Below are 19,965 nucleotides of genomic sequence, written 5' to 3'. Positions count from 1 at the left end.
ATTCAAATAATTTGGATCGGTTTATTGATTTAATTAGTCACCCATATAATACTAAACCTAAGTCCATTGAATATTCACTATTAAAGAATTATTACGGAAAATAATTAATCTAGAGGAAAAGTATGTCCATCAAACTAAAAAAAGGATTTTGGCTCGTATCATTATGCTCACTTCTATCATTCTATGTAACCTCATCAACAGCATGTACTCGTATTCTTGTTACGGATAAAAAAAATGCAGTCATGGTAGGACGTAGCATGGACTGGAATGAAGACATGGGTACCAATTTGATTGTTTATCCCAGAAATATCAGTCGATCCGGCAGTGATCCAGCGAGCATGACTCAAGGCAACTGGATATCATGGAGTTCAAAATATGGGAGTATTGTGGCTACGGGATATGAGGATTTTACAACAGATGGATTTAACGAGATGGGACTTGCCGCCCATGTCCTATGGCTGGAGGAGACCGACTATGGAATTCGCGATCCATCCAAACCCGGTTTATCCATTACTCAATGGATGCAATACTATCTTGATAACTTTAAAAATGTAGAAGATGCCGTCCATTTTACCCAATCCAATCCAATTCAAATCACCCCATATTTTCACCCTGCCACACAACAATGGGGAAAATTACATTTGGTTCTTGATGATGCTTCCGGCGATTCTGCAATTTTCGAATACATCAACGGAACATTGAACATCTACCATGATCGAAATAACACCACAGTAACCAATGATCCAACTTATGATAAGCAACTAGCTAACTTAACTCGATATAAAGTATTTGGCGGTAGCAAACCCCTACCCGGTACTACCAGTTCCACACATCGTTTTGTTCGCGCCCATTTCTATTCACTAGCCTTACCAGAGTTCAGTTCAACACAAAATGAGTTGGCAGGGATATTGGCAGTAATGAATAATGTGGCTTATCCCTACTCTTCAAAAAATACATCATTAACTATATGGCGTGTTGTTTCAGACTTAACCAATAAAATTTATTATTTTCAATCTACTGAAAACCAGAATTTAATTACGGTACATCTGGATCGTTTTGATCTCAACCAGAATGTGATTAAAAAACTGGATTTGGCTAATCATCCTGAATACGTCGGAGACATGTCCGACAAATTTAAGGTGGTTGACCAGGTGTTGTAGACCATTGTTGACCACATCAGAACCGTTCACCCTGATGTTGAAAACCCTTCGAGACGGCGCGTTAACCCTCTGTGCATGATGATAAAGATCGGTGTCGCGCCTCCTCCGGGCGAAAGGTTCGCGTGACATTAGGTTTAAAAAGACTGAAGTCCTGAAAAAGAGGAAATGGATAAAATCCTAACAAATACTCTCACTCAAGCACATGTTACTGATATAATTAAAACATTCATTTCTGCAGAAAGAATCTATTCAGCAATAAAATAAAAAGGAACACGATTTGCCAAATCACAATAACGAATTATTTCAACTGGATCAATTCCCTCTCTTTGATAAAAAGCTGGCGCTAAAAAATTGCGGAAACGAATCCATTTTATTAGAGTTGCTCACTTTAATGACCTTAAAACAAATACCCGATGATTTAAATCGTATTAAAACTGCATTTGATAATCAGGACTATCCTTTAGTAGAACGCATAGCTCATAGAATTAAAAGTGGCGCGATGTATCTGGGTACAACACGTATGAAATTAGCCTGTCAGTATGTTGAGAAATATTGGAAATCAGGCGAGCGTGAATTATTCAATCAATTGTATGCTCAGGCAGTCCAGGTGATTGAAGAGACAGGACAATATATTGCTGATTGGTTACAAAAGCAGATAGTTCAATAGACTCAATCTCATTGGTGTTACTTTAAACACCTGTCAAATACGAAGAAGGAACAGTTATCCTGGCATTATCAAAACGGCGCAATCGTGCAGTCAGAGTATCCTGTTTGGTATACATGAATTCAAGACGAGGCACAGGTATTAGATGTTCCAGGCTTTCCTCTAACAATTATTTAATACGAGTGGCTGACATAAATTATAACCCCCCAAAATCGTTACAAATCAAATCTGTTTTAATATGCCGTGATTGTAACGTCATTTGATTAGGTGACTATTAAACTTGAAATAAGGGAAGTGAGCAATCCTGAACAGCCTCAGACTGTACGTTTTGTTTAGATTGTATTTAAGAATAAATTCAATTTCTTTCACACTATTCAAATTTAACCGATTAGATAGACAACAAATGCAGACCCGCCATAAGAATACAGATCAGAGTAATGATGAACACCATTCTTAATTGCAAAAATCTTTGTGCTTTTACAACACCATGATGAGCCATAACTCTAAGATGCCCTAATTTCTTTTTTGACATTCTGGTATAACGATTAACAGGTCGTCCATTAGATTTAAACAGGATTGGAGTGGATTTTTGAAAATAGGTCGCTCCATAATCCACAAGTAATTGCTCTCCCGGCATAACATCACGTGTTGTAAGGTATACCATGAAAGACAAGCCGTTTATTATGTAAATACTGCATTTGGAATTTGAAAACAGCTGATTTGAAGAGTCAGCAGACGGTTTATTTTTATCAGGATTTGGCGCATGATTGATAAATCGTGTTATATTCCCGTAGTTTCTGCCATCAAGAATCATACTCAAACTGTCTCCGTTCTGTTTGTATGAATAATTTAAGATGGATGGTAGATTGACTTGTTTTACTCCAGTGTAGATCCCCAAGAACTCACCTGCTTTTATTGGCTCTCTGCAAAATACACCAAATCCAATAACTGGATTGATATAGCGTAATTCGAGTCTGGACAGATTGGCGGTGTGTTCAAAAATTTCATAAAAAGGTTCTTTATCAGGATAAAACAAATCTCCATTTACCGAAGGAGGAAGCTGATCAACAGTAAAAGTATCATTAATGACGAAATCTTCAGAATATTCAAAAGAATCTCTCATTAATGTACTGACAATTTTATTTAACTGCATAACCGAAATTAATTCAGTAGCGGGTTTCGTTCCATCTATAGAAAAATAGAGTTCATCCGGTACTTTATTCTGTTTAAATTGACAAGACGGTTGTATTTTAAAAACACACAGATTGGGATTATCTGCGTGCAATAAAGTTTTATAAACAAAAACAGCAGAATAGAATAATTGCGTAATGTTATCATACTCATAAAGATAAACATGATCAGCTGAATGCACAAAAGGCTCTGATAATAAAGGATGAACAAAATCTTCCTGCTTGATAAATTCACTTAGAGGCACTTCGCGTTTATCAGGAAAAGAACACACTCCGCTATTAAGATTAATCGTCACGGAATGATCATTTGAGTCAGGATTTTTATTAGTAAGAGAAATAGTAACCAATTTTACTCCCTGATTAGTGCATTAAGCCCTCGGAATTCCCCGATCATGAGCACTACGAAGAATCTCCCAAACCAATTGATATACCTGATTAAGAAAAACTCTTAAATTGACTTCTATTTTAACCAATAAACCATGAGTTTTTCATAATTCGTTTATTTATTATATAGTAACTACACCTCCAGAAGCATTACAACCTTTTCAAGAGACTGATAACATAAACAATCCTGGCCAGCCTCTGAATTTGCTTCTGTCTCTGATAAACAAGCTCGATAGGATCTTTAAAATTATCCGGAATTTTTGTATCAAGTACAGTGAGGAAGAAATCGCTAAAAAGAGTCCCAAAAGACTAGAAGGAAAAATAGGAAGATAGTGACCACCTGGATATGGGCAGTTTAAAATGGGTGAACACACCAATTCTATTATTTACCACTCTCGGGAGGTATAAAACTCACCCTATACCAAGAAGATAATAAATAGAATTGGATTTCACTAAAAGGCGCAATACCATTTATGAGATTAGGAAATAATTTACTCTGTAGGCAAAGAAGCAATAAATTCGGTCACCTGTTTTGGCGTTAATTCATAGGTCTGGCCTCGAGTCAAAAATCTGGGCATGGACAGCATCCCATAACGGATTCGAATCAAACGGCTTACCTCGACTCCTTGCGACTCCCAAAGCCGTCTGACCTCACGATTTCTTCCTTCATTTAAGGTAACATGATACCAGCTGTTAGTGCCTTCACCACCACGAAACTCGATTTTGGTAAATTGAGCCATACCATCATCCAATTGAACACCTTTTTGTAAATTCACTAATGCTTCAGGACTTACCTGACCATGAACCCTAACTGCATACTCTCGCTCCAAACCGTATTTTGGATGCATCAGTTGGTTAGCTAATTCTCCATCATTAGTAAAAATAAGTAACCCTGAAGTATTCAGATCCAGCCTTCCTACCTGAACCCAACGGCCTTGGCGAAGATGAGGCAAATTATCAAATACAGTTTTCTCGAACTTAGGATCATGTCGGCTGGAAATTTCACCAACAGGCTTATGATATAGGAGTATTCGAGTATTTTGTTTGATTTTTAATGGATTAGAAATCAGTTTACCTTTTACGGTAATTTTATCATTCGCTCCAGCAGAGTCACCTAACTTAACGGGCTTACCATTGACCTGAACCCAACCATTTTCTATCCAACGTTCCATTTCACGACGAGATCCAAGTCCAGCCTGGCTTAATATTTTTTGTAACCGTTCATTGCTCATTCAGTAATACACTCTTCATTAGGTTGGTTTGCACTATGCAAAGTTAATGTTTCAAAAACTTCAGGCAGGGATGGAAGTTCATGTAAATAAGTCAAATTAAAATAATTTAAAAACTCTTTGGTTGTAGTATATACAGCCGGTTTCCCGGCAACGTCCTTATGACCGGCGATACGAATCCATTCTCTCTCCATCAAGGTTTTCATGATGTGACTGCTCACTGCAACACCACGTATTTCCTCTATATCGGCCCTTGTCACAGGTTGCTTATAAGCAATTATTGCCAAAGTTTCAAGTAATGCACGCGAGTATTTACTCGGTTTTTCTATTTGTAATCGAGCGATCCAGTTGCTGTAGGAAGATTTCGTTTGCATCTGATATCCTCCAGCCACCTCAATTAACTCAAATGAGCGAGTCTCATAATCGGTTTGTAACTGAGAAATAATTTGTTTTAATTGAACACGATCAGGACGCTCCCACTCATCAAATACTTCGAGCAGCTGATCCAGGGAAAGAGGATCGGAACTACTCAACAAAAGTGCTTCAATTATATTTTTTAGTTCATTTTCATCCATATCACGCAGCCTGTAGATGGATGGGAGAAAAAGGCTGATTTTGAGTGATGACGATTAAAGATTGTCTTGCCAACTCAAGAATGGCTAACAAAGAAACAACTAATCCCATGCGTCCTTCTTCGGGGAGAAACAATTGGGTAAATTCCAAGACCTTATGCTCCTGTAGCTTTAATAAAACAAGACTCATGCGCTCACGAACAGACATTGCCTCTCTGGCAATTTGATGATGAGTCATTTGTTCTTCTCGCAACAATAATCCTTTCATTGCCTCAATCAAATCAGATAACTCAACATCAGGATGAACTTTTATTGTTTCAATTTCATCTGGAGTAATTTGAATAATAAAATTATCCCTGTCTTTTCGAGGAAGAGCATCAAGTAGTTGGGCGGCTTCCTTGATTTGTTCATAAGCCTGTAACTTTCTAACCAAAGTCATGCGTGGATCTTCCTCTTCCCCATCTTCAGAGTTTGGGGTAACAGGAAGTAATAATCGTGATTTGATTTCCGCTAGCATTGCTGCCATGAGTAAGTAATCAGCTGCCAATTCGAGCCGTCTGCATTCCATCAATTGAATGTATTGGAGATATTGCCGAGTAATGCTAACCATGGGAATATCCAGAATATCAATATTTTGTTTGCGAATGAGATATAAAAGCAGATCCAATGGGCCGCTAAATGAATCCAACAAAACTTCCAATGCATCTGGCGGTATAAATAAGTCATCAGGAACCTGAGTAAGTTCCACGCCATCAACAATGGCTCTTATCTCAGGTTTATTGGATAACTCGACATTCATTAATAATCCAATCCCATTACTTCTCTAACGGTATTCATATTTTTAATGGCTTCCTCCCGGGCAGCCTCACTTCCTTCAGAAACGATGCGTTTCACTGAACCCAAATCAGATTCATAATCCGCTATTGATTCCTGAATAGGTTGCAATTCCTGATTAATTGCATCAATTACCGGACGTTTACAGTCTATACACCCGATACCTGCAGATCGGCATCCTGTTTGTACCCAATCTTTAACATCATCTTTTGAGTAAATTTTATGAAATTGCCAAACCGGACATTTTTCAGGATCGCCAGGATCGGTACGCTTGATTCGAGCGGGATCTGTAGGCATTGTTAAAACTTTCTTTTCCACTTGCGCCGGTTCTTCACGCAACATAATCGTATTATGATAGGATTTTGACATCTTTTGACCGTCAGTCCCGGGCATTTTAGCAATTTCAGTTAGCAATGGTTGAGGTTCTGGTAATATAATTTTACCACTGCCTTCGAGGTAGCCCAATAAACGCTCTTTATCACCAATAGAGAGGTTTGATTGATCCTCAAGAAGCGCTTGAGCAGTTTTTATTGCTTCATGGACTCCGTGTTCCTGAAATTGTCTTCGTAAATCGGTGTAAATTTTGCTGTTTTTCTTACCCATTTTCTTTATTGCTTCAGTCGCCAACTCTTCAAAATTGGCTTCTTTGCCATAAATATGGTTAAACCGACGAGCTATCTCGCGTGTTAATTCAATATGAGCGACCTGATCCTCACCGACAGGAACGTAATCCGCATGATACAATAACACATCCGCGCTTTGTAATACCGGATATCCTAAAAATCCATAAGTAGACAAATCTTTTTCTTTTATTTTCTCTTGCTGGTCCTTAAAGCTCGGGACTCGCTCTAACCACCCAAGCGGCGTTATCATCGATAAAAGCAAATGCAACTCAGCATGTTCGGGTACCCAGGATTGGATAAATAGTTTAGACAGCCCAGGATTTACTCCACAAGCTAGCCAATCGATGATCATGTCCCAAAGGTGATTTTTTATAAAACTTGAATGTTCGTATTGTGTAGTCAAGCCGTGCCAATCGGCAGCAAAAAAGAAGCAATCGTATTGATGTTGTAATTTAATCCAGTTTTTTAAAACACCGTGATAGTGTCCAAGATGTAATCTTCCGCTGACACGCATTCCAGAAACCACTCGTTTATTGGAAGTAAATAATGCTGACATCAATATCCTCTTTAGTTGTTATAAATCATACAAAAATCTTAAATTTGCCTTAATTTCATAATCCTGAACGCAATGAAGTCTCTCCAATTACTGACTGATGCCAGTTAAGAAGACCGCGGGATCCAGTAGTTTAACACCGTACCCCAGAACACTCAGTTAAACCGCCGGGCAAAAAACCTCAAAGAGTCCAACGTCAACAGTCAATTCAACCAGAGAAAATCCCCATAGAGACTAAGAAATTACAATATCCTTAACTAACTGGGCTGATTTTACTCAAACCAGACTTTGCTATCAAATTCTCAAAGCTCTGACTCCATATAAATCAACTCGATTTATCTAAAAGGCTCGGGATCACCTTTCCCTTCTCGGATAATAACCGGATAATCACCAGTTAAATCAACTACAGTGGTAGGTTCATGCCCACAGTTGCCGCCATCTATAATTAAATCAGTCTGATTGCCTAAAAGATCCTTGATTGCTTCAGGTTCACTTAACGGTGCCTGAGCTCCTGGAAGTATCAAAGTAGTGCTCATCAAGGGTGCCTCAAGACTATCCAAAAGAGACAACGTAATTGTATTATCAGGTACCCTAAGCCCCAACGTTCGTTTTTTAGGATGAAGCATCAAACGAGGAACTTCATGTGTTGCATTAAGAATAAAAGTATACGATCCGGGCGTAAAGGCTTTTAAAAGCCTGAAAATGGAGTTGGATACTTTGGCATAAGTGCCGAGTTGAGACAAATCACGACAAACCAGAGTCATGTTGTGATTTTTATCTAACTGCCTTAAACGCCTGATCCGTTCAAGAGCTGATTTATTGCCCAGGCTACAGCCCAAGGCATAACCCGAATCGGTTGGATAGACTATTAATCCACCATCTTCAATAATGGATACCGCTTTTCTAAGTAAGCGAGCCTGTGGATTATCAGGATGTAATGCATAAAACTGACTCATAAAGTCCCCTGTTCAATGTTCCATTCTTGCCAAATAGGCGTACAGTTTACTGGTAGTTTCTGTTGACGTCCAAGATTTATTCGAGATACTGCATCATTATGGTAATCAGAACCAGATGAAGCCAACAAATTAAAACGCAAACATGTTGCTGCCATCTCTTTTATCTGAGACACATTCATTTCTCCGGAAACCACTTCCAGACCTTCTCCACCAGCTTCTTTAAACACATTGATTAACTCATGCAATTTTGAACGCGTCAATCCATATTTAAGCGGATGAGCTATTACAGCCTGCCCTCCCGAATGAATAATTCCCTCCACTGCTTCCTGAATACTAATCCAGGGTGTTGGAATATAAGCAGCTTTACCTCGTCCCAGAAACTGTTTAAACGCAGATTTCATATCTCGAGTCTTACCTTCGTTTATTAATATCTGAGCAAAATGAGGACGCCCGACGCGCTCATGTCCGGCAATCTGACATGCTTTTTCATAAGCATTATCGATTCCAACCAATTGAAGCGACTCGCCTATTTGTTTGGCGCGAGCCACTCGGCTGCCGTTCTGATGAGCGATTAATTCATTAAGCTCAGGAGTATGATTCAGTTGGTAGCCCAGAATATGAATATCGTATTTTTTCCACCGCGTACTGAACTCGATACCAGTAACAATTTTAATTCCAGTATGTTGTGCTGCCTGGTTCAAAGCCACATAACCAGCGACAGTGTCATGATCAGTAAGAGACAAGCATTTAATCTGATGATGCAGCGCTTTTTGAATCAGGTCTTCAGGGCTAAGTGCTCCATCTGAAAAATAACTGTGGCAATGAAGATCGATCATAAAAGGACAACCACTTTAAAAAACAAAAATTATAGCATATTTATACATTGAATCAGACAGAATATGGTTTATTAAATAACAAAATATTCCTCGAAATCCTTGAATTACTTGCAGATCATAGCAGTTTTGCACTATTCTTAAAGTAAGGTTAGTAATTAAATAAATCACATTGAGCAGTACACTGAACAAAGACATCATTAAATTACCCTTTCTCAGTACCCAGGAACTGGCAAACCTGTGCGGCGTTTTACACAGTAACCTGAAGTTTCTTGAAGAACACTTCAACGTAACTATTAAAATCAAACAGCAATCACTTGAAATTTACAGTCAATCCGAACATCATTTTGAAGAAATTAACCACATTTTTACGTTACTCTATCCTTTAAGCAAAAAAGCGATCAGTATTACAACCCTGCGTGGTTTAATTAATAAGGATTATCAAACAGCAATGACTCATCATATCAAATTATCTCGTAAATCAATTTCAGCGCGAAATAACAAACAGGCAGCGTTTCTTGACTCCATCGATAAATGCGACATTACTTTCGCCGTAGGGCCTGCTGGAACTGGTAAGACATACCTGGCTGTTTCCAAGGCAATTGAATGTTTTGAAAAAGGTGAAGTACAAAGACTGATTTTTGTTAGACCCGCGGTGGAAGCCGGTGAAAAATTGGGATTCCTTCCAGGTGATCTGGTAGAAAAAGTACTTCCCTATCTAAGACCAATTTATGATGCGTTATATGAAATGATCGGGTTTAAAGAAACTCAGAAAATGATTCAAAGCGATATTATCGAAGTATTGCCTCTCGCATTTATGAGGGGACGCACCTTAAATGAATCATTTATTATCCTGGATGAAGCCCAAAATACAACAGTCATGCAGATGAAAATGTTTTTAACCCGTATGGGCTTTGGCTCTAAAACTGTCATTACTGGAGATATAACCCAGGTTGACTTGCCTAAAGGGATTGAATCAGGACTTGCTCATGCAATTCACTTATTTAAAAAAATCCCTGATATCAGTATTAATACATTTACGAGCCGGGAAGTTGTTCGCCACCCATTAGTATCCCAAATTATCGATTGTTACGACCACGAACATTCAGGAAAATCGAAATGACGTATCATATTGACGTACAAAATGCGACTAACGATACCCTGCCCCTTTCAGAAACCGATTTAACGGAGCTGGCAAATCTGGCACTCAGAGATCACCTGAACGATGCGGAACTAACTATTCGTTTGGTTGATGCTGAAGAAATGACGTTTCTGAATAATACTTACAGGCAACAAAATAAAACGACCAATGTTCTCGCTTTTCCTTGTGATTTACCCGATGCTGTTGAATTAGAATGCCCTCTTTTAGGTGATATCATCATCTGTTCTCCTGTTTTACTAGAGGAAAGTAAGCAATTGAATAAATCACTACAAGAACATTGGGCCTTAATCGTTATTCATGGTGTCCTGCATTTATTAGGCTATGATCATATTAAAGACAAAGATGCGAAAATCATGCAGGATCTTGAGATTAAATTATTAGCTGAATTAGGATATGGTAATCCTTATGACTTAGAGGGAAATGATCTTGAGTAAAGAGGAAGAAAACGGTTCGTGGTTTGTTCGATTGAAACAATTTTTACACGGTGAACCTCAAAATCAGGAAGAACTGGTGAGCTTGTTAAGAGACGCTCAAATTAGGTCACTGATCAACTCAGAAACCCTTGCAATGATTGAGGGCGCTATTTTGTTTTCCAAAATGCGGGTCAGAGACATCATGCTGCCTAAAAATCAAATGGTGCATATTAATCAGGATGATGAATACGCTGAGATCATTAAGGTTGTTACCCAAACCGGCCACTCCAGATTTCCAGTCACAGGTGAAAACACCAACGAAGTTGTAGGTATTTTACATGCCAAAGATCTATTACGATATCAACTGGAACACATTGAAACCTTCGATCTGCTGGATATTTGCCGTCAGGTGACCTTTGTTCCGGAAAGCAGACGTCTTGACAGTTTACTTAGTGAGTTTCGTAGTAACCGGAATCATATGGCCATTGTGGTTGATGAGTATGGAGAAGTATCAGGATTTGTTACTATTGAGGATATAATAGAGCAAATTATCGGTGACATTGAAGATGAATTTGATATAGATGAAGATGCTTATATCAAAACTCATGATGATCATTGCTACATCATCAAAGCACACACGCCTATAGAAGAGTTCAATGAACAGCTCCACGCTCATTTTAGCGATGAGACATACGATACTATAGGTGGTATAGTGATGAATAATTTTGGTTATTTACCAACCCGTGGTGAAATTATAACCATTGATAATTTTGAATTTAAAATTATCAATTCTGATGCCAGAAGAATTAAATTATTAGAATGCATTGATAAGCGAACTTTAGAGAACGCCAATACACCTGCTGAAGGATAACTAATGAATAGCACTATTCTTATAATAGATGATGATGCAGAACTCACCGATTTATTAACCCAATATCTCGAACCAGAAGGGTTTGATGTGGTTTGTGTCCATGATGGCGAGAATGGTGTAAAAAAAGCACTAAACCAGGTATTTGACGCAATAGTACTTGACGTTATGCTTCCCAAATTAAATGGATTTGAAGTTTTAAAAGCGATACGTGAACATCTGGAAACTCCTGTTCTAATGTTGACTGCACGAGGTGACGACATTGACCGCATCGTTGGATTGGAAATCGGGGCTGATGATTATTTACCAAAACCCTGTAATCCTAGAGAACTGGTCGCACGATTAAGGGCCATTTTAAGACGCACTCAAAAAATTCCAACACCCAAACCAATTATTGAGCAACACAATATCGTGGTTGATTGTTCCAAACGACACGTCACCATGGCTGGAAACTATCTTGAATTAACCAATGCTGAATTTAATATTTTAGAGATGTTAATTAAATCCCCAGGCCAAGCTTTTTCTAAAGAAGAACTCACGGAATACGCGCTGGGACGAAAATATACTGCCTATGATCGCAGTATTGATGTTCATATCAGTAATTTAAGAAATAAACTGGGCGATAACCCTCAAGGTGAACCTCTGGTAAAAACAGTGCGTGGTTTTGGATACATGTTTAATGCGTAGTTTGTACTGGAAAATATTTGTTTCATTTTGGTTGGCAACCGTTCTAATTATTTTCACTACAGCCTTGGTAACAAGTCAAATCGCTCAAAAATCTTCTCAACCGGCACGAGAAGAAATGTTTATGGACAGTTATGCCAATGCGGCTGTCGCAACGTTCGAATCAGGCCAACAATCTGCTCTGCTAAAATGGCTAAATCAAATAGGTCTTTCTCGGCATATGTCAATTTACCTGTTGTCAAATACTGGTGATATTATTGGCACACAAACACCACCTGAAAATGTGAAGCAGGTATCCAAAAATCTGATAGATGATCAACTGCCCAGTGAAGGTATTTTTAAATCAGGGAAGTTAATTGTAAGCCATGAAATATTATCTACTTCAGGGAAGTACTATAGACTAGCCGCGGTCAGTGAAAAGCCAATTTCCTATTTTGTGCAGATTCCATGGGCAGGCCTGACCATTCGTCTGACTCTTGCTACGGTTATTAGCGGACTCATTTGTTATTTATTATCACTTTATTTAACACAACCGCTTAGATCATTAGGCATGGCCGCAAAATCAATAGCCACGGGTAAATTAAACACACGAGTCGGTCATTTTAGAGGTCATAATAAAGATGAAATTGCCGAACTAAGCCATGAGTTTGACCGAATGGCAGAACAACTGGAGGCATTAATCACCTCAAAGGAACGCTTGCTGCAAGATATTTCTCACGAACTGAGATCACCACTGGCGCGATTGAATATTGCCATTGAATTGGGAAAAAAGAAGACCAATCATTTAGCAGATCCAGAATTTAATCGCATGGAATTAGAAAGTTCACGGTTAAATAAATTAATTGGAGAGATACTGGATTTCGCACGATTGGATAAATCCACAACGGATCTCGACCTTTCTAAAGTCAATCTGAATGAACTGATAGCGGATATCGTCAACGATGCAAATTATGAATTTGAAAAAGACTCCATTCATATTTCCACTGAAAACACCGTTCCTTGTGAACTCTTTATTGATAAACGACTTATTCATAGAGCCATAGAAAACATCGTACGAAATGCCTCGCATTATTCCCCAAAAGATCAATTAGTGATTATTTCAACGCATTTTACCAACAATCAAGAACATATCTGTATTGAAATTAAAGACAAAGGCCCCGGAGTTCCGGAAGATCAATTGGAAACTATATTTAATCCTTTTTATCGAGTCGATACCTCCAGGACCAAAAAAACAGGGGGCTTTGGATTGGGTCTGGCAATTGCATCCAGAGCAGTTGCGCTACATCACGGCACTATCACAGCTAAGAACCGTGAAGATGGAGGGTTGTTGGTACAGATTACCCTACCGCTACACAGAGAGCATATTGCTCATTAATTCATACGCTTAAACACTAGGTACAATACATATTGCACTGGCGTTATGCTCCATATTTAAGTATTATGATCAAATAGTTGTATCTTGGATTTAAACACAATGACTCAGGCAAAAAAAATAAGTAAAGCCAGCAGTTATTTCTTTTTAATAGGATTTATTGTTTCAAAAATCCAGTATCTTCCTATTCTATTTGTTTCAATCATTCCCAATATAATCTCTCTTTGCTCTTATTTTATGGCCTATGGATTATGGTTTATTTCGAGCCATTTTCTGGATAGCAACAAACCTGACAAAAAGGAATGGTACGGTTTCGCCCAGTTTAAAGAACAATTTTTATACGCTGCGACCATAGGACTTATAGCGTCACTAATCAGCATCGCCTCCCTATTCTTCCCTGTGCTGATTGTACCAACAACCTGGCTTTTTTTTACCAGCAATCTGTTTTGGTCAATTGGAGAATACAATAAATTAATGCATCCCTCTGAGTCTGATGTAAATTTTTCATACAGCTACCAGCAAGCCAGTCTATCTTATGCAGTCACTATGACGACTATTGCATGCACTACTGCACTAAGTGCCACGTTAATCTTTATTGTTCCTCCAATAACCATGCCTGTACTCATTGTTTCAACAATAATCAGTTCAGGGCTAGGTGTATTGTCTTGCGAATACTGGCTAGATTATACATTCGGAAATCATAAAAGAACGCCTCCAATGACTCAGAGTTATCATCAGGTAAGCAATTCGTTGGGGGCTGCTGCTCCTTCCAATCCAAACAACGACTCACCAGAGCCCTATCATGGAGAGGTACTGCTCAAATCAACATCGATCATTGCGTCCAATAATGAAACAAAAGAATCCGATTTATCCATTCAGTCTTGTACACCGAGTCGATAATTTAGTATATTCTGCACGCCTATAAAGAGACTCACTATGGATAAATTGATTTCACGAATGATTAATAATGCTCATGAAGCATTAAAACATGCTTATGCGCCCTATTCTAACTTTAATGTCGGATGTTGTATTTGTACTCCTGATGATAACTTATATACTGGCGTCAATGTAGAGAATAGCTCTTATGGTTTAACTGTTTGTGCAGAAGGGTCAGCTATCTGCCAAATGGTTACAGCGGGTGAGCGCAAAATTAAAAGTATAGTAGTGTTAGCTTCGAATAATTTATTATGCCCGCCTTGTGGCGCCTGCAGACAAAGAATTTATGAGTTTTCAATTCCCGACACCATGATTTATTTATGCAATAACAATTCAGTACTTCAAAAATTGACGATGAATGAACTGATGCCATTGGCTTTTGATATTAAACCTTAATTGGACAATAGAATGACTCAATCTGTAAAAAACAAAACTTTTGCTCATTTAGCAGCAGAACATATACAAACATTAGTTCCTGGGTTTAAACCCATTGTTGGAGTAATTTTAGGCTCAGGACTAGGTCAGTTTGCAGAAGAACTGGATGATGCTGTTGTTATAAACTATACCGATCTGCCCGGGTTCCCAAATCCCACAGTTCAGGGGCACGGCGGTAAATTAATACTGGGATATTGCAGCGGCATTCCTGTAGTATGCTTACAAGGTCGGGCACATACCTATGAAGGCCTGGAACATTATGACACCGTAAAGACCTACGTCCGTACTTTGAAATTATTAGGATGTACTCATTTTATAGCCACCAATGCCTCTGGCTCACTCAGAGAAGACGTTGGACCCGGTGAATTAATGCTAATCACCGATCACATTAATTTACAACCCAGTAATCCGCTCATTGGGCCCAATGATGATGAGTTTGGGCCAAGATTTTATCCTCTTGATAATGCTTATGATAAGGTCATGCAGGAACAACTGTTAAATGCAGCTAAAAAGAACTCAATTAAGCTGAATCAAGGTGTGTATATCTCAGTATTAGGTCCACATTATGAAACAGCAGCCGAAATACGGGCTTTTAAAATATTAGGAGCAGATGCTGTGGGTATGTCTACGGTCCCTGAAGTATTGGTTGCAAATCATTGTGGCATGCACGTTGCCGTCATCGCAATGATCACCAATTACGCGACCGGACTAGCTACAACCAGCCACAACCACCAGGCTGTAGTTGACATGGCCTCCAGTGCTGCTGTAAAACTCAATACCCTGCTAAAACAGTACATAATGGAACTATAGTGTCGCTTGAATTTCAATTAAATCAACTATTAGAACAGCTCCTGACTGCACAGTCAGCAGGAACTGTTTCTAAGGAACAATTAATTCACTCAATAGATTTAACTCTATTAGAGCCGAATGCCACAACAGAGTCCTTAGCTTTATTAGGTGATAGGGCCAACACACATCATGTTGCTGCCATCTGTGTTTTACCAGAACACTTACCTCACTTTCACCTTCCTACTTCTGTGAATTTGGCTACCGTGATCAATTTTCCGCATGGGAATGATGAGTTGTTGCATACTCTGGCAAGTATGGATCATGCCATTCAGCTTGGTGCCAATGAAGTTGATTTTGTATTGCCTTATCAAGATTATCTGACAGAGAACAGTCAAAAAGCCTTAAATCATTGCGATGTGATCATAAAGGCCTGTAAAAAGCAGGAAGTCACGATCAAAATTATATTGGAAACAGGTGCCTTTCCTGATATGGAACTCATCTATAATGTCAGCAAAGAATTAATAGCGATGGGAACGGATTTTATAAAAACCTCTACCGGTAAAATCGCACAAGGAGCCTCTCTTCCTGCTGCCTTTGCCATTTTAAGTGCACTTAAGGAGACAGGAGATACTCAATGCGGGATTAAAATATCAGGAGGAATCAAAACAAGTCAGCAAGCCCTAAACTACGCTTGCCTTGCTGAGTTGATGCTGGGCAAAACAATTAGTAAAGATTGGTTCAGAATAGGCGCCAGTTCTCTTTTAAACGATTTGCTAAATGGTATATAAATACCTGTATGGCACGCTTCTTAAAATTGATTCAATTGCCATCATTGGAGCAAGAGCCGATAAAAACAGTTTAAACTTTAATGAAAACTCAGCTAGAATGGCAAAGCATACAATCAATAACAATTGGAGTTTAAATCAATATGACCATTAATGCCGCATTTAAATCCATTTTAGTCGTTTTATTGGCTCTTGTATTAGCAAGCTGCAATAAAGATCTACCTCCTGGTGAATATGACGCAAATGAAATTGGAAAAATTAAGAAAGTAATCCCTGGAGTTATCATTTCCAAGAGACCGGTCAATTTACATCGTCAAAACACAGACAGCAGCACTCCATCAAAAAACAATGCTGAAGGTGGTTTTATCGATGGCGCTTATAATCAGACTCGTGGAGTTGAATACGTAATCAAATTAAACTCCGGAAGCATTATTTCAGTGGTTCAATCTGAAGATTTGAAACTGAAAAACAAACAAAAAATACTGGTCATCTATGGCAGACATACTCGCGTTGTTGCCGATAATGGCAGTGATGTCTATTAACAACGATCAAGGCTTTGTTGCTAATCATCAAAGCCTTATTCATTCTCCTTCTCCTGCACTATCAGTCTTAGAATGAATAAGCTCTAAATAATAAAACTCATATCCCCTCTTTCTATCAATTGACTTAATGATTGTCATTTTAACATCATATATTTTTTTAATAGCTGTTATTAATTTTTTAAATGTCCATTTAATCACAGCTTAACTTTCATCCAGTATATTGTTCATATTATATACAAAAAACCTCATTAATTGATCAACCGAGAATTAAAATGCCACAGCGTCATATTATTCTAAACAACAAGGGTCTGTCATTAGCTGCACAGGGACACTTTAAAAAAGCTCAAATGCAATTTAACCAAGCAATAAGGCAAAAAAATGATTTTTACGATGCCTGGTTAAATAAAATACGAACTCATATTATGCTTAAAGAATTCGTAGAGGCTTTGGTCTATCTTGAGCGTCTTGATAAAATCACAGCAGGTTTAATGAAAATTAAGAAAGATATTAAATTCCTTTATGATCAGATGTATTTCGGAGTTAGTTACAAAAGTGAACAAAAAATTGAAAATGAACCAATATCTCTAGAGCAGTTGTTTCGACAAGATATTTGTGATGAGCAATATCTTCATGAGCTACAACAATTAAAAGACGAACATCAATTTGTTTCTCGGTGGGAGTATGAGCAGCAAATTGAATGGATTGAACGGTTGATTCGGTTTTGCTTGAAGTATTATACCAACCCACCGTATCTATTTGTTAACTATAAATTTTTAGAAGAGAATCAAGATGGTTTCAGTCAGGCATTTTACACAATGGGCAACAAATACTCAGAGCGTTTAATTGATTTTAGCAATCATGGAAATCAAATCAATCATTTAAAAGAAGTTATAGCTGGATACATACAAAATACTCAAAATGAAATTTTATCCGTGGACGCGATCGACATTTTGCACATGATTTTTGTCACAATACATTTTCTTCCAAGAGAAAAACGAGGCGGATTAGTCGACCACCTTCCCTGGGGTAAAAACTCATGGTATTTGTTGGAGTTTTGTGGAGCTATCATTAAAAACTTCAATGATAAAACTGGAGTGCCTATACTTTACACTAGTGATTTGGATAAACATTCCACCAAAATACTCTATACCTTTCAAAATGTACAAAAAGACAATTTATGCTTGGTTAAAATTGCCATTCCTCAAATTTTACAATCCGACCTACCAATCATGCTAAATTTTTTTTCCAATCTCAACAATCCTTCAGGACCAGTTTCGATGGGTGATTTACCTAATCTAAGACCACTGTTATGGAAACATAAACATCTTTTTAACTTCACACGTCTCATTAGTATATTGCCATCAGAACGAAAACCAGTGAAAATTATTAGAAATGACAAACTGGATTTCATCAAACTCACACCTTTAGCACAATTAGTCCTTCTTGATAAACCTGATTTTTCCTCCAGCCTAAAAGGCAGGCTCTCTTTGATACGACGTTTACAATTGATCGGGGAACTGTTTACTAAGAAACATTTAGGTGATGAGTTGGATAAAGTAACCTATATTAATCCCAAATACCTGACATCTATCCGCAATGCCTTATGCCATATTGAAGATCTATTATCCTATGATGAGATAGATGATTTAGAACAGAACGCATACCCACTCGACCAGATCTATGATGAACTGTCTCGATTAAACAAAAATGTTTATAAAGAAATAATCAAATTTCAAAGTCAATTTCCCCGTTGGATTAATACTAAACAGCCTTATTCAAAGTGGATTAGTTCCGTTTCGACTTATTGGGAAGCGACAAAGGAAGTCTATCGCCCTAAAAGTACCTTTGATAATGAACAATATTGTCCAAATACTAATCTTCTAGCTGAGAGTGAAATTAATTTCATTCTATGTCGTCTTAAAGATGGTGAATATAAAGAAAAAATTAGTCAGATGTTAAATGGTACTATACCATTTCGACAAACCGATAATAAAGAACTTCCTTTAATTGTTAGCGAAGGCATTAAACCCAAAATTATACGCAAACCTTTACAGGTTGCTGCCAAAACATACAATCGTTTAAGAAAAGAAGCTCAGATCGCCCTGGCAAAACAAACGAGAATGAGAAAAGCTGAAATCGAAAGAATAAGAAACGCAGAAATGCAGGCACTTTATCCTGAATTACTTAAATTAAGTACCAGACTAGAAACTCTGTATCGTCCAGATCATTATATAAATCGTGATGAAGCTATCGCGTTGTTCAATTGCTTTAAATCACGCATTATAAAACTCAGAGAGTTATTTGTTCTTTCAGGACTAGATTTTGCCATTAAGGAAGATATATCCGCAGATATGGTCGCTCAAATGATCGTTAGCGACGTTGAATTGCTTTTCGCCAGCACCTATTTGGTTGGTCAAATAATCGAGATAGTGAATAAATTTGTTAGCTTAAACATCATTAACGAAATGACTCCTTATTTAGCGACAAATATTGAAGACTATATTGCCTTAAGAAATGGTCTTGAACACAGCAGTCCTATAGACGATAGTGAAATGAATTTATATATCCACATGCTTAGTAAAGTGAACATTAAGCTGTCGACTCTAATTTTTGATTTAGTTTCTACCCATTACAATGCAATTGTTAATCACATACCTCAGAATATACCTAATGAGCTTGTCGAAATAGGGCGCAAACAACAAAAAACTGTTATTGATTTTTCTCAAACATCACCGATTTCACCTGCCAGATATGATTTTATAAGAAGCAGCACTGATCAATACAATTTTTTTAGCAGCGTTATTCGCAGTAGCGCGGAAGACAGCCCCTTAATGCCGGATACTGGTTCGTATAATAACAATAATGCTTGTTCAAGCAGCTCAAGCAGCTCAAGCAGCTCAAGCAGCTCAAGCAGTTCAAGCAGTTCAAGCAGTTCAAGCAGTTCAAGCAGTTCAAGCAGTTCAAGCAGTTCAAGCAGTTCA

The 19,965-nt window shown here is 38.0% G+C and carries 20 protein-coding genes; 13 read left to right on the top strand and 7 right to left on the bottom strand.

Annotated elements, in window-relative coordinates:
- Positions 1–122: 122 nt before the first annotated feature.
- Both G543_RS0111020 and G543_RS0111015 read left to right on the top strand, forming a co-directional pair.
- Positions 123–1,160 (top strand): linear amide C-N hydrolase, encoded by a 1,038-nt coding sequence (locus G543_RS0111020; protein WP_051190679.1) that lies wholly within the window; start codon positions 123–125, stop codon positions 1,158–1,160.
- 277 nt (positions 1,161–1,437) lie between these two features.
- A complete protein-coding gene (locus tag G543_RS0111015; RefSeq protein ID WP_028384558.1) occupies positions 1,438–1,827 on the top strand; it encodes an Hpt domain-containing protein in 390 nt (129 codons plus the stop codon).
- Positions 1,828–2,212: 385 nt separating this feature from the next.
- Here the strand turns inward: G543_RS0111015 and G543_RS0111010 are convergent, their stop codons facing one another.
- The 7 genes from G543_RS0111010 to G543_RS0110980 form a co-directional block, all read right to left on the bottom strand.
- Positions 2,213–3,361: an SET domain-containing protein-lysine N-methyltransferase gene (locus G543_RS0111010; RefSeq protein ID WP_028384557.1), complete on the bottom strand. Its 1,149-nt coding sequence runs from the start codon at positions 3,359–3,361 to the stop codon at positions 2,213–2,215.
- A 528-nt stretch (positions 3,362–3,889) separates the two neighbouring features.
- Positions 3,890–4,630, bottom strand: a complete 741-nt coding sequence (gene rluB, locus G543_RS0111005; protein ID WP_028384556.1) for a 23S rRNA pseudouridine(2605) synthase RluB — start codon at positions 4,628–4,630, stop codon at positions 3,890–3,892.
- The gene (gene scpB, locus G543_RS0111000; RefSeq protein WP_028384555.1) at positions 4,627–5,202 is read right to left on the bottom strand and encodes an SMC-Scp complex subunit ScpB; all 576 of its coding nucleotides are present in this window, start codon (positions 5,200–5,202) and stop codon (positions 4,627–4,629) included. The genes rluB and scpB overlap by 4 nt, the downstream gene beginning before the upstream one ends.
- Before the next feature lies 1 nt (position 5,203).
- Entirely contained in the window at positions 5,204–5,998 is a 795-nt protein-coding gene (locus G543_RS0110995; RefSeq protein WP_028384554.1) for a segregation and condensation protein A, read from the bottom strand.
- Complete coding sequence (locus G543_RS0110990; protein WP_028384553.1) at positions 5,998–7,212, bottom strand: tryptophan--tRNA ligase; 1,215 nt, start codon at positions 7,210–7,212, stop codon at positions 5,998–6,000. Before G543_RS0110990 ends, G543_RS0110995 begins: the two co-directional genes overlap by 1 nt.
- A gap of 332 nt (positions 7,213–7,544) precedes the next feature.
- Complete coding sequence (locus G543_RS0110985) at positions 7,545–8,165, bottom strand: L-threonylcarbamoyladenylate synthase (RefSeq protein WP_028384552.1); 621 nt, start codon at positions 8,163–8,165, stop codon at positions 7,545–7,547.
- Complete coding sequence (locus G543_RS0110980; protein WP_028384551.1) at positions 8,162–9,001, bottom strand: PHP domain-containing protein; 840 nt, start codon at positions 8,999–9,001, stop codon at positions 8,162–8,164. Before G543_RS0110980 ends, G543_RS0110985 begins: the two co-directional genes overlap by 4 nt.
- Positions 9,002–9,170: 169 nt before the next feature.
- Between G543_RS0110980 and G543_RS0110975 the strand changes: the two genes are divergently transcribed.
- From G543_RS0110975 to G543_RS19245, 11 genes are all read left to right on the top strand, one after another.
- On the top strand, positions 9,171–10,121 hold the full coding sequence (locus tag G543_RS0110975; RefSeq protein ID WP_028384550.1) for a PhoH family protein: 951 nt from the start codon (positions 9,171–9,173) through the stop codon (positions 10,119–10,121).
- Entirely contained in the window at positions 10,118–10,594 is a 477-nt protein-coding gene (gene ybeY / locus G543_RS0110970) for an rRNA maturation RNase YbeY (RefSeq protein ID WP_028384549.1), read from the top strand. Before G543_RS0110975 ends, ybeY begins: the two co-directional genes overlap by 4 nt.
- Positions 10,581–11,444: a CorC family transporter gene (locus G543_RS0110965; RefSeq protein ID WP_115343520.1), complete on the top strand. Its 864-nt coding sequence runs from the start codon at positions 10,581–10,583 to the stop codon at positions 11,442–11,444. Before ybeY ends, G543_RS0110965 begins: the two co-directional genes overlap by 14 nt.
- Before the next feature lie 3 nt (positions 11,445–11,447).
- Positions 11,448–12,128, top strand: a complete 681-nt coding sequence (gene cpxR / locus G543_RS0110960; RefSeq protein ID WP_028384547.1) for a two-component system response regulator CpxR — start codon at positions 11,448–11,450, stop codon at positions 12,126–12,128.
- Positions 12,121–13,500, top strand: coding sequence for a two-component system sensor histidine kinase CpxA (gene cpxA / locus G543_RS0110955; RefSeq protein WP_028384546.1), 1,380 nt, complete (start codon positions 12,121–12,123; stop codon positions 13,498–13,500). The genes cpxR and cpxA overlap by 8 nt, the downstream gene beginning before the upstream one ends.
- A gap of 99 nt (positions 13,501–13,599) precedes the next feature.
- Positions 13,600–14,397 carry a hypothetical protein gene (locus G543_RS0110950; RefSeq protein ID WP_028384545.1) on the top strand — a complete coding sequence of 266 codons (798 nt, stop codon included), beginning with the start codon at positions 13,600–13,602 and terminating at the stop codon, positions 14,395–14,397.
- 36 nt (positions 14,398–14,433) lie between these two features.
- The gene (cdd, locus tag G543_RS0110945; RefSeq protein ID WP_028384544.1) at positions 14,434–14,829 is read left to right on the top strand and encodes a cytidine deaminase; all 396 of its coding nucleotides are present in this window, start codon (positions 14,434–14,436) and stop codon (positions 14,827–14,829) included.
- Positions 14,830–14,841: 12 nt separating this feature from the next.
- Positions 14,842–15,678 carry a purine-nucleoside phosphorylase gene (locus G543_RS0110940; RefSeq protein ID WP_028384543.1) on the top strand — a complete coding sequence of 279 codons (837 nt, stop codon included), beginning with the start codon at positions 14,842–14,844 and terminating at the stop codon, positions 15,676–15,678.
- Positions 15,678–16,445 carry a deoxyribose-phosphate aldolase gene (deoC, locus tag G543_RS0110935; protein ID WP_028384542.1) on the top strand — a complete coding sequence of 256 codons (768 nt, stop codon included), beginning with the start codon at positions 15,678–15,680 and terminating at the stop codon, positions 16,443–16,445. Before G543_RS0110940 ends, deoC begins: the two co-directional genes overlap by 1 nt.
- Before the next feature lie 140 nt (positions 16,446–16,585).
- Positions 16,586–16,984 (top strand): hypothetical protein, encoded by a 399-nt coding sequence (locus G543_RS0110925; RefSeq protein ID WP_028384541.1) that lies wholly within the window; start codon positions 16,586–16,588, stop codon positions 16,982–16,984.
- A 272-nt stretch (positions 16,985–17,256) separates the two neighbouring features.
- The coding region (locus G543_RS19245) for a tetratricopeptide repeat protein (protein WP_211219670.1) at positions 17,257–19,965 on the top strand (2,709 nt) is incomplete at its 3' end.

It is taken from the genome of Legionella moravica DSM 19234 (assembly GCF_000423305.1).
GTDB classification, from domain to species: Bacteria; Pseudomonadota; Gammaproteobacteria; order Legionellales; family Legionellaceae; genus Legionella; species Legionella moravica.
This window is presented reverse-complemented; position numbering and strand designations above follow the sequence as displayed.

Coding starts and splice junctions, on each gene's coding strand:
- G543_RS0110965 (WP_115343520.1), top strand. CDS start 10,581: ATGATCTTGAGTAAAGAGGAAGAAAACGGTTCGTGGTTTGTTCGATTG.
- G543_RS0111020 (WP_051190679.1), top strand. CDS start 123: ATGTCCATCAAACTAAAAAAAGGATTTTGGCTCGTATCATTATGCTCA.
- G543_RS0110980 (WP_028384551.1), bottom strand. CDS start 9,001: ATGATCGATCTTCATTGCCACAGTTATTTTTCAGATGGAGCACTTAGC.
- cpxR (WP_028384547.1), top strand. CDS start 11,448: ATGAATAGCACTATTCTTATAATAGATGATGATGCAGAACTCACCGAT.
- cpxA (WP_028384546.1), top strand. CDS start 12,121: ATGCGTAGTTTGTACTGGAAAATATTTGTTTCATTTTGGTTGGCAACC.
- G543_RS0110925 (WP_028384541.1), top strand. CDS start 16,586: ATGACCATTAATGCCGCATTTAAATCCATTTTAGTCGTTTTATTGGCT.
- G543_RS0110940 (WP_028384543.1), top strand. CDS start 14,842: ATGACTCAATCTGTAAAAAACAAAACTTTTGCTCATTTAGCAGCAGAA.
- scpB (WP_028384555.1), bottom strand. CDS start 5,202: ATGGATGAAAATGAACTAAAAAATATAATTGAAGCACTTTTGTTGAGT.
- G543_RS0110995 (WP_028384554.1), bottom strand. CDS start 5,998: ATGAATGTCGAGTTATCCAATAAACCTGAGATAAGAGCCATTGTTGAT.
- ybeY (WP_028384549.1), top strand. CDS start 10,118: ATGACGTATCATATTGACGTACAAAATGCGACTAACGATACCCTGCCC.
- G543_RS0110950 (WP_028384545.1), top strand. CDS start 13,600: ATGACTCAGGCAAAAAAAATAAGTAAAGCCAGCAGTTATTTCTTTTTA.
- cdd (WP_028384544.1), top strand. CDS start 14,434: ATGGATAAATTGATTTCACGAATGATTAATAATGCTCATGAAGCATTA.
- G543_RS0110990 (WP_028384553.1), bottom strand. CDS start 7,212: ATGTCAGCATTATTTACTTCCAATAAACGAGTGGTTTCTGGAATGCGT.
- G543_RS0110985 (WP_028384552.1), bottom strand. CDS start 8,165: ATGAGTCAGTTTTATGCATTACATCCTGATAATCCACAGGCTCGCTTA.
- rluB (WP_028384556.1), bottom strand. CDS start 4,630: ATGAGCAATGAACGGTTACAAAAAATATTAAGCCAGGCTGGACTTGGA.